The 8,858-nt window shown below is 38.3% G+C and carries 6 protein-coding genes; 4 read left to right on the top strand and 2 right to left on the bottom strand.

What is annotated here, in order from left to right:
• Window positions 1-245 precede the first annotated feature (245 nt).
• On the bottom strand, window positions 246-3,185 hold the full coding sequence (locus tag NAT51_RS17645) for a hypothetical protein (protein WP_250601058.1): 2,940 nt from the start codon (window positions 3,183-3,185) through the stop codon (window positions 246-248).
• A gap of 261 nt (window positions 3,186-3,446) precedes the next feature.
• Here NAT51_RS17645 and NAT51_RS17640 point away from each other — a divergent pair, with 261 nt between their 5' ends.
• The 4 genes from NAT51_RS17640 to hemL all read left to right on the top strand — a co-directional run bounded on the left by NAT51_RS17640 (window position 3,447) and on the right by hemL (window position 8,438).
• A complete protein-coding gene (locus NAT51_RS17640; protein ID WP_250601056.1) occupies window positions 3,447-5,297 on the top strand; it encodes a T9SS type A sorting domain-containing protein in 1,851 nt (616 codons plus the stop codon).
• A gap of 68 nt (window positions 5,298-5,365) precedes the next feature.
• Entirely contained in the window at window positions 5,366-6,271 is a 906-nt protein-coding gene (locus tag NAT51_RS17635; RefSeq protein ID WP_250601054.1) for a 1-aminocyclopropane-1-carboxylate deaminase/D-cysteine desulfhydrase, read from the top strand.
• A complete protein-coding gene (locus NAT51_RS17630) occupies window positions 6,264-7,148 on the top strand; it encodes a glucosaminidase domain-containing protein (protein ID WP_250601052.1) in 885 nt (294 codons plus the stop codon). The genes NAT51_RS17635 and NAT51_RS17630 overlap by 8 nt, the downstream gene beginning before the upstream one ends.
• Window positions 7,149-7,151: 3 nt before the next feature.
• Window positions 7,152-8,438, top strand: a complete 1,287-nt coding sequence (gene hemL, locus NAT51_RS17625; protein ID WP_250601050.1) for a glutamate-1-semialdehyde 2,1-aminomutase — start codon at window positions 7,152-7,154, stop codon at window positions 8,436-8,438.
• A 45-nt stretch (window positions 8,439-8,483) separates the two neighbouring features.
• Here the strand turns inward: hemL and NAT51_RS17620 are convergent, their stop codons facing one another.
• The gene (locus NAT51_RS17620; protein WP_250601048.1) at window positions 8,484-8,825 is read right to left on the bottom strand and encodes a hypothetical protein; all 342 of its coding nucleotides are present in this window, start codon (window positions 8,823-8,825) and stop codon (window positions 8,484-8,486) included.
• Window positions 8,826-8,858 lie beyond the last annotated feature (33 nt).

Here is an 8,858-nt window from a genome sequence, read left to right as displayed (position 1 = left end):
TTTCCTCTGGGCCGAATAAGCTGACAACTCACCTGATTCAATCTCTTTTACAATCTGGATCTTTAGACTTAGCGTATAATCCTTCTGGGTGCGCTTTACATAAGTGTCATGTCTTTCCATGTCGATTATTTTTTATTGTATCGCTATTTCAGGACGGGACATTATTTGCAAAAAAAACGCCCCGTTTTCTCAGGGACGTTTTTTTTTTTTTTTTTTTTTTTGAAAAGTTTTTTTTTGACTATTGGTTATTTGTTTTTTGTTGCCAAAATATCAGGTTTTACTCTTGATGGTCCAATTGGAAGTCTTAAATTTTCAAATTCAGAATTCACTTTTCCATCAGCGTCTTTACTGTCGGCTCTGTTGCCAACAATATGCCAAGAGAAGGATACGTTGCTGCTGCCGTTTTGAAGTTCTTTAACTCTAAAGCCATTAGATGATTTATCAGTTACAAAAACTCCATTGCAATCGCCTTCCAGTTGGATGAATACTTTTAAAGGATGTTTTTCGTCAATTTTCATTGATGCGGCCAATATTTTGTCAAGAGCTATATAGGCTTCACCGTTGTTTAGTTTTCCGGTTCCGTAATCTTCAAATAAAACTTCAGGTGCTTCAGGGCAAAACATAACTCTTGGGATGTTTTTTTCATCCGGAATTATAGTTGAGGCAACACCGTTACCGATTATTTTGTAACTGGTTCCTGTAGTACCGGCAGCATTGTGGTTGTAAAGTACTCCTGCATAGGAATAAGATATAGCTCCAACACCTCCTTGAAAATAACCTCCGTACAAAACGCCGGACGTTGTAGCGAGACCGGAACCGTCAGGGTCTACGTTATCTTTACCTGCAAGTTTTGCAAAGGCTGAATTGTTATTTGTGCCAACAGCATTGTCAGAATCCAGTGCAAATCCACCAGCGGCATGTCCGTTATGGCCTGCAGTGTTTGGTGTTCCGTTTCCACAAACTCCGTATATTCCGTAACCGTCAACATGTGATCCTGAAATACCCGCGCCTGTGGTTGGTAAAACGTTAGGAGGAGTAGCTCCTGAACTTCCAATTATTGCTATTCCTGTAGCGTTGGAATTTGTTGCCCAAATAGCATTTCCTTTACCTGTTGAATCGTCATTATTGGTGGCGTTAATTGCATCATTGGCGGCTCCAGTATGTGAGACTTTTAATTTTTCTGTGGCAGCACCAGTACTGTTAATTCCAACACTCCCGTCTGAACGGACTCTCATTTTTTCTGTATTGTTTGTGTATACTAAAAAATCAACAGCATCTGTGGTTCCTATAAAGTTGGTTCCTGCAGTTGTGCCTGCGTTTCCTGATAAAGACCAGTCTAAACCTCCTGATGCTCCGGCTAAGGCATACCATCTTGTTCCGTTCCAGTAATATAATCCTGGAGAAACATTATTAGGTGAGGTTCCGGCGGTTGCTGTGTTGTAGACTACAGTTCCTGCAGGAATTGTTCCTGTTTGGGGATTTATTACAGGAGCTTGCGCATTGGTTGCTGTTAAAGCGACTCTCGGAAATACGATACCTCTGTCTGTAGCTTCAACATCTAAAATCCCTTTAGGTAGGGTCTGGCTTACGCCTACATTTCCATTGGCGTCAATTCTCCATTTTTCAGTTCCATTTGTTGATAGTGATAAACTGTTTGCGGCGGCACTCCATAATCCTGTGTCCGGATCACCGCTAAATGAATAGAATGGTAAAGCTGCAGTTCCTAAAGACAAAGCATGTACTTGATTGGCTGCCGGTATTCTGAAACGTGCTGTTCCGTTGGTTGAAAAATCAACCTGATCAGCTCCCGGGCTAAAAATACCGGTATTTGGATCGGCGCTGAAAGAATAGAAGGGTAAAGCTGCTGTTCCTAATGATAATGCGTGTACCTGATCGGCTGCCGGTATTCTGAAGCGTGCTGTTGCATTGGTTGAAAAATCAACCTGATCAGCTCCAGAGCTGAAAATACCGGTATTTGTATCGGCGCTGAAGGAATAGAAAGGTAAAGCTGCTGTTCCTAATGATAATGCGTGTACTTGATTCGCGGCCGGTATTCTGAAGCGTGCAGTGGCTCCGGTTGAGAAATCGATCTGATCAGCGCCCGGACTTAAAATACCTGAGTCTGTATCTGCACTGAAAGAATAGAAAGGTAATGCTGCGGTACCTAGTGATAAAGCATGTACCTGATTGGCGGCCGGTATTCTGAAGCGGGCTGTTGTTCCCGTTGAGAAATCAATCTGATCGGCACCGGGACTTAAAATACCTGTATCTGTATCGGTGCTAAACGAATAGAATGGCAGGGCTGCAGTTCCTAAAGACAGAGCATGTACCTGATTGGCTGCCGGTATTCTGAAACGCGCAGTTGCATTCGTGGAAAAATCAACTTGATCTGCTCCTGGGCTATAAATACCTGTGTTTGTATCAGTACTGAAGGAGTAAAATGGTAATGCGGCTGTTCCTAGCGATAGAGCATGTACCTGATTGGCTGCTGGTATTCTGAATCTGGATGTTGCGCCGGTTGAAAAATCGATCTGGTCTGCGCCCGGACTTAGTACTCCAGTGTCTGTATCGGTGCTGAAGGAGTAAAATGGTAATGCGGCTGTTCCTAATGATAATGCGTGAACCTGATCTGAGGCAGGAATTCTCAGGCGGGCTGTTCCATTGGTTGAAAAATCAACTTGATCTGATCCAGAACTAAATAAGCCTGTGTTTGGGTCTGTTTGCCATGAGTATGATGGTAAAGCAGCTGTTCCCAATGCGTAAGATTGCAATTGTCCATTGTTGGTGTTTGAGATGTTCCAGCGGTCAGTCGCCTGGGTTTTAATCCTGAAATCTACAGCATCTGCAGTTCCAATGTAATTGGTTCCTGCTGTTGTTCCTGTGTTTCCTGTCAGTTTCCAATCGTCATTGGTGCCAGTTAGAATTTTTATCCAAATGGTGCCATTCCAGTAATAGAATCCTGGTGTAACATCGTTGATGGTTGCAGTATTATATACTATTTCCGAAGTAGTTGGTGTCGTCACAGTTGCGGTTGCTGTGTTGACCAGTGCTATTCTCGGAATGAGCATACCGTCGTTTGTACTCGTAATGTCTAAAGCGGCATCAGGTACAATTGTTCCTATACCTACTTGGCTTTTCATTGAGAAGCAAGTGAGTAACAAACTGTACAATAAGATTTTTCTCATAAAAAAAATGTTAATATTGTTTTGGTGAAAAATGTAAGTGGCTGGTAATCTGACAAAATTATAAAAAAAAATAAGACGAATCTTACAATAGTAATTTTTTAACGAAAAAAAGAAAATATTTAATTTTAAATTTGTAAGAAAGTTGAATATTTCGCAATGTTTAGGCTAAATGTCTAAAAATTAGTAATTTAAATTTGTTCTTATTTGGGAAATGATTACTTTTGGTCTTAATATGAATTAATGTGCCTAAAATTTTATACTATGAGAAAAATTTACGTAATGATGTTAGTTCTGTGTGGTTTTTTAGTAAATGCACAATTGTATGTTAGTCCGGGTAGTTATATGTATGTTAATGATCAGCATGTATTCGTAACTGGAAATGTGGAGCTCAATGCAGCCAATAGTTTTGTTTATCTTAGGAATGGTTCTCAATTGCTGCAAGGAACTGCGGGATTAGGGGCTAACAGAGGTTTAGGTAATCTTTCTGTTTATCAGGAAGGAACCGTAAATAATTATCAGTATAATTACTGGTGTTCACCAGTTGGGAATGTTAACTCGAGTACACTTGTTAATAATGCATTTGGTGTTCAGCAATTAGGAGCGCCAACAACTGCAACGGCTACTTCTGCGGCAACAATTCTTCCTTCATGGAATTATGATGGGGTTTCTGGTGCCGGTACTGTTTCAATTTCTTCAAGATGGATTTATGCTTTCAGGAATTCAAATGCTTATTCACAATGGGCTTATGTTGGTAATACTTATGGGATAAATCCCGGTGAAGGATTTACTATGAAAGGAGCAAGTGGAAGTGATGTGACTGTTCCGCATACAGGAGCTGGGCAAAATAATCCGGGTAGTAAACAGCGTTATGATTTTAGGGGAAAACCAAATGATGGTACAATTACAAATGCTGTTTCAACGGATAATCTGACATTGATTGGAAATCCCTATCCAAGTGCGATAGATTTGAATGCGTTCTTAAACGATCCTTTAAATTCGGCTGTAATTGACGGTCGTGCTTTGTTTTGGGAGCAAGTGCCTGTAAATACGCATGTTTTGAATCAATACCAAGGAGGATATGGAATTTATACTCCCGGAACAGGTTATACTCCTGCTGATTTCTGGAGTTATAACGGTGATGGTGCTTATAATAGTGACTTAGGTGTTAATGGTGCTGTTTATCAGAGAAGATTTACGCCTGTAGGACAGGGTTTTATGGTTAAAGGTAAAGCTCCTGGTGTGGTCACGATGAAAAACTCATTTAGAGTATTTGTGAAAGAGGGAGCTGCTAATTTTTCTGAATTTGCACGTCAAGGAGATAATAAAGCAAATTCAGAGAATGCATCAAGCCAAAATTCTGAATTCTTCCCGGAAATACCAAATGTGGCCGGAAGGGATTACACGACAGAGCGTAAAGGCTATGCACCTCAATTAAGAATTAATGCGATGTTTAATAGAAGTGGGGTGTCTCCAACGACATTGGCTTTTAATGATAATGCTACAGATGGTTATGATTATGGTTTTGACGGTCTTTCGGCTTCTGGTTCAAATCCTTCAAGGTTCTTTTATATCTTGGAAAACGACACTAGAGAGTATACAGTTGGAGCTTATAAATTCAATATTGATAAAAAAATACCTGTAGGATTGGTTTGTAATGCACAGGCAAATTTTATGATAAAAGCAGTTGAGTGCTTATGGGGATTTGATGAAAACCAGCCTGTTTATATGCATGATAAAGAAACTGATGTGTATTATGATATGCGTGAAGATTTTTTCAATATTACTTTGCCGGCAGGAACTTATAAAACAAGATTTGAAATTACATTCCGTGATAATAATCTTAGCAATGATGACAATGCATTTGCTGATTTCAGAATTTATCAGAATAATACATCGGGTATGCTGACAATTAAAAATCCACAATCTGTAACATTGAACTCTGTAGCTTTGTATGATGTTACAGGTAAGTCAATATTTGTGAAGAATAACTTAGGAAGTAATTTGATTTATGAATTCCCAACGGCAGGATTGAGTGAAGGGATTTATATTGTTAAATTGAAAAACCAAGAAGGCAAGGAGCTTGCTAAGAAAGTTTCGATTACAAAAAAATAACATATTATTAGGTATAAATTAAAAGCTCCGTTTTTTGCGGGGCTTTTTTATTGCGTTACTTTTGCATAGTGGAAAATAGTGTAAATCAGATTGTGTATAATGACTTGAGCAGAGTTTCTTTAGATATAAAGAGAGAGGATTTGTTGCATCCTTTTGTTTCTGGGAACAAATTCAGGAAATTGAAGTATAATCTGGCTGAATTCACAAAACTTGGATATGACTCCTTAGTTACTTTTGGAGGCGCGTTTTCAAATCATATAGCAGCAACTGCTTACGCTTGTAGCGAAAATCATATCAACTGTGTTGGGGTTATAAGAGGCGAAGAATTGCCGCCGTTAATAAATGAAAATCAGACATTGAAGTTTGCGCAGCAAAATGGAATGAAATTTGAGTTTGTTTCACGAACTCTATACCGGGAAAAAGATTCGGAAAGTTTTAAGGAATACCTGAAATCGAAATATGGGAATTGCTTTATCCTTCCTGAAGGCGGAAGTAATTTGTTGGCGGTTAAAGGTTGCGAAGAAATTTTGACAGAAAATGATGCGCAGTATGATTTTATATGCTGTCCGGTAGGAACATGTGCTACTATAACAGGGATTATCAATTCGACGTTGCCACATCAAAAAGTAATTGGTTTTCCTGCTTTGAAAGGGGATTTTTTGAAAGATGAAATTCGTAAGTTTGCAAGAAATAATAATTGGGAATTAAATACTGATTATCATTTTGGCGGTTATGGAAAAGTGAATGATCAATTGATTGATTTTCTTAACTGCTTTTATAAAGAAACAAGTATTAAACTAGATCCGGTTTATACCGGAAAAATGGCATTCGGAATTATAGATTTAATCCAACAGGGATATTTTCCTGAGAATGCTAAAGTATTGATGATTCATACTGGTGGTTTGCAAGGTGTTGAAGGAATGAATCGCTATTTGGAACAAAAGAAAATGAAAAAGATAGATTTTAATGAATAAGATTTTATACCTCATTATTGGAATTATTCTGGTAGGCTGTGGTTCGGCAAAACCAAAAGTCCAAACGGTTAAAAAGAAGTCGGTACCAAGTAAAACGGTTCAGGTTAACCAGTCTAAAAAAACGGTTAAGCCGGAAGATAAAATCGTGATTGATGATGCACCTAAAAAATCGGAAGAACTTGTTGCAACTTCAAGGGTGAAAGTTACTTCCGAAGTTGTCTTTGCTTATATTGATCAATTCAAGGAAATAGCAAAAGATAATATGCAAAAGCACGGTATACCCGCCAGTATTACTTTGGCTCAGGGTATATTGGAATCTGGTGCAGGAACAGGGATGCTATGTAATTTAGCCAATAATCACTTTGGAATCAAATGCCATAAAGAATGGACAGGTGAATATGTGCGCTATGATGATGATGCCGCTCAGGAATGTTTCCGTAAATATGAACATCCAAAAGAATCATACCGTGATCATTCCTTGTTTTTAACCAGCCGTCCATGGTATGCACCTCTGTTTAAATTGCCAAAAGACGATTATAAAGCTTGGTCATACGGGCTTAAAAAATCGGGTTACGCGACAGATCCGAAGTATCCGAATAAATTAATCGGTTTGATTGAACGTTATCAGTTGCAACGTTATGATGCAGAAGTTTTAGGGAAGGAATATAAGTCCGAAATTAAAACAGAGATTAAATCCGAAGAAAAAATTAATGAAAACAATGTGACTGTTTCCGCAGAAAATACGCATACTGTTGCCCAAGGAGAAACATTGTATTCGATATCCAAAAAATACAATGTCACTGTAGATACATTGAAAACTAAAAATAATCTGACTGATAATGCTATTTCAATCGGTCAAATACTTATAATCCGTTAATTTATGATATACCAACGAAGCAGTCAGCTTTTTGCTGAAGCCGAAAAAGTAATTCCCGGTGGCGTAAATTCGCCTGTAAGGGCTTTTAAATATGTAGGTGGAACTCCAATCTTTGTTAAGAGTGCCAAAGGTGCTTATTTGTTCGATGAAGACGGAAACCGTCTTATCGATTATATTAATTCATGGGGGCCAATGATTTTGGGTCATGCTTATCAGCCTGTAGTGGATGCTGTAGTAGAAAAGGCGAAGCTTGGAACTTCTTTTGGTATGCCTACAGAGATTGAAACAAAAATCGCTGAACTGGCAATTTCAATGGTACCGAATATTGATAAGATCCGTTTTGTGAATTCGGGAACAGAAGCTTGTATGAGTGCAATACGCTTGGCTCGTGGCTTTACGGGAAGGGATAAGATCATCAAGTTTGCCGGTTGTTACCATGGCCACTCGGATTCGTTTTTAATCCAAGCCGGAAGCGGTGCAATTACTTTTGGATCTCCTAACAGTCCTGGAGTAACTCAGGGTACGGCTAAGGATACATTGTTGGCTAATTATAATGATATTGAAAATATTAAATCTTTATTGGAAGCCAATAAAAGTGAAGTGGCGGCCATTATAATCGAACCTGTGGCTGGTAACATGGGATGTATACCTCCAAAAGAAGGGTTTTTAGAAGATTTAAGAAGGCTTTGTGATGAGAACGGGACTTTGTTGATTTTTGATGAAGTTATGACTGGATTCCGACTGGCAAAAGGTGGAGCGCAGGAATTATTCAATGTGAAAGCTGATATTGTTTGTTTCGGTAAAGTGATTGGTGGTGGTTTGCCTGTTGGTGCATTTGCAGCCCGTAATGAAATCATGAACTATTTAGCACCTCTTGGGCCGGTTTATCAGGCTGGTACTTTGTCAGGAAATCCATTGGCAATGGCTGCCGGATTAACGATGTTACAGGAATTAAATGCAGATGCAGGTGTTTTTACAAGACTGGAGGAAAAAACAGCTTACCTGGAAACGGGTATTCGTAATGTATTGACACAGAATAATATTGAATTTACAATCAACAGGGTTGGCTCTATGATTTCAGTGCACTTTGATAAAAATGAAGTGTATGATTTTGAAACTTCTAAAAATGGAGATAATCAACGTTTTAAAGACTTTTTCCACGGATTGGTTGAGGAAGGTGTTTATATCGCCCCATCAGCTTATGAAACCTGGTTCATTACTGATGCACTGACTTATGAAGATCTTGATTTTACGATAAATGCAATAGATGTGGTATCGAAAAAGATATAATAAAAAACTCCGCAATAGCGGAGTTTTTTATTGATGTATTTTAATTTAGTTGATTAACTTGTCAAATAAACCTTGCTGTCTTAGCTTGGTAATATCATCTTCTTTTAAAGAACCAATTAATTTGTCGCTTACGCGTTTTGATTCTTCTTGTCTTTGAGTTGCTGTGATACCTTCTTCACTTAAGTTTGTGTGTTTGTCCACAAAAAGTTGGTATAAACCTTTAAATAAAGCGTCATTATTGCTTAAGTCCACAACTTGTGTAAGACTGTGCAAGTCTTTTTTAGCCTTAGCTCTGATTTCAACTTCTTTTTTACTTTCATTTGTTTGAGCATTTGCAGAAAGGGAAAAAGCAAAAAGTAATAAAAAGATAGATAATATTTTTTTCATTTTTTATTGGTTTTTAACTGATTAATTGACCAA

Source organism: Flavobacterium amniphilum (assembly GCF_023634845.1).
GTDB lineage: Bacteria > Bacteroidota > Bacteroidia > Flavobacteriales > Flavobacteriaceae > Flavobacterium > Flavobacterium amniphilum.
The sequence above is the reverse complement of the archived record's forward strand: the minus strand, read 5'-3'. Positions and strand labels throughout refer to the sequence as shown.